Below are 1,970 nucleotides of genomic sequence, written 5' to 3'. Positions count from 1 at the left end.
CAGCGACGTTATGTCGAGTCTCTGTCGACTTACGCTCGTCAATTCCTGTCGATGATGGACAAACCTGAAGTCGACCATATTGAAGGTCTTTCTCCAGCCATATCCATCGAGCAAAAATCCACCTCTCACAATCCACGATCTACTGTCGGTACGATTACTGAGATCTATGACTACCTTAGACTTCTATTCGCTCGCGCAGGCGAACCCCGATGCCCTGAACATGACGTACCACTTAATGCGCAAACCGTTAGCCAGATGGTTGATAAAGTGCTTGAGCTCCCTGAAGAAAGTCGGCTTATGCTGCTCGCCCCAATTGTTCAAAACCGCAAGGGCGAACATCTTCATGTATTCCAAGACCTCTTAAGCCAAGGATTTATTCGGGCCCGAATTGACGGCATCATTACTGATCTTGATGACACGCCCAAGCTCGAGAAGAACAAGAAACACACTATTGAAGTAGTTGTTGATCGCTTTAAGGTTCGCAGCGATATCCAACAACGTATCGCAGAATCCTTTGAGACATGCCTTGCCCTAACCGACGGCATTGCAGTTGTTGCCCCAATGGGTGAAGACGATGACCTAGAAGAGATCATCTTCTCTTCACGATTTGCTTGCCCCCATTGCGGTTATGCAATTAGCGAGCTTGAGCCTCGCATGTTCTCTTTCAATAATCCTGCCGGTGCTTGTGGCTCCTGCGATGGCTTAGGCGTTAATCAGTTTTTTGATCCTGATAGAATCGTACACAACCCCAGCCTAACACTTGCAGAAGGCGCGATTAGGGGCTGGGATCGACGCACGATCTACTACTTTCAACTCTTAAGTAATGTGGCCGAACACTATAATGTCGACATCTCTAGTACCTATGAGGAGCTACCTGATAGTTTTAAACAAACCCTCCTCTACGGAAGCCAGGATGAAGAAATATCGTTCACCTATGTCAATAGCCGTGGCGACAGCGTACAACGCTCGCACGTTTTTGAAGGTGTCATTCCTAACATCGAAAGACGCTATAGAGAAACTGAATCAAATATGGTTCGGGAAGACCTTGCTAAGTACCTGAACAATCAACCTTGTCCAAGCTGCCATGGCACTCGATTAAAACAAGCATCGCGGCATGTTTACATAAACAAAGACTCACTACCCGACTTAGCCAAGCTCCCCATTGGTACTGCTTTGGATTATTTCGAAAACCTAGAACTTAGCGGTCAACGAGGAGAAATAGCTGACAAGATTCTAAAAGAGATCCGCTTACGATTGGAGTTTCTAGTGAACGTAGGCCTAGATTATCTAAATCTGGAACGTAGTGCCGACACATTATCCGGCGGCGAAGCCCAAAGAATACGGCTAGCAAGCCAGATTGGCGCCGGGCTTGTGGGCGTCATGTATATTCTGGATGAACCATCGATCGGACTTCACCAACGGGACAATGACCGCCTCTTAAAAACGCTCACTCATCTCAAAGAGCTAGGCAATACTGTAATCGTTGTTGAACACGACGAAGATGCTATCAGACTTGCCGATCACGTCATTGATATCGGCCCGGGGGCTGGAATACATGGTGGCGAGATCGTCGCCGAAGGTACACCTGATGAAGTTATGTCCAACCCTGCATCCCTAACCGGCCAATATCTGTGTGGCAGCAAACGAATTGAAATCCCGGATGAACGCCATAAACCAAATAAGAACAAACAACTCATTCTGCAAGGCGCCAAGGGAAATAACCTTGAAAACGTTACACTTGAAATTCCAGTTGGCTTATTTACCTGCATTACTGGTGTTTCAGGCTCTGGTAAGTCAACCCTGATCAACTCAACGCTTTACCCCTTAGCGGCGACTGAACTAAATAATGCCACGACCTTAAATGCAGCAGAGCACGAAGCCATTCACGGCATGCACTTTTTCGACAAAGTGATCGATATTAATCAGAGCCCGATCGGACGCACCCCAAGATCAAACCCCGCGACCTATAC

Annotated in this window: 1 protein-coding gene; it reads left to right on the top strand. The window is 47.3% G+C overall.

The window, feature by feature from the left end; all coding sequences use genetic code 11:
• A partial coding sequence (gene uvrA, locus A3735_RS22800) for an excinuclease ABC subunit UvrA (protein ID WP_068638715.1) occupies positions 1-1,970 on the top strand: 1,970 nt, incomplete at both ends.

This window comes from Oleiphilus sp. HI0061, from assembly GCF_001635675.1.
Note: the sequence above shows the minus strand (reverse complement) of the source record. Positions and strands in the feature narration are given on the sequence as shown.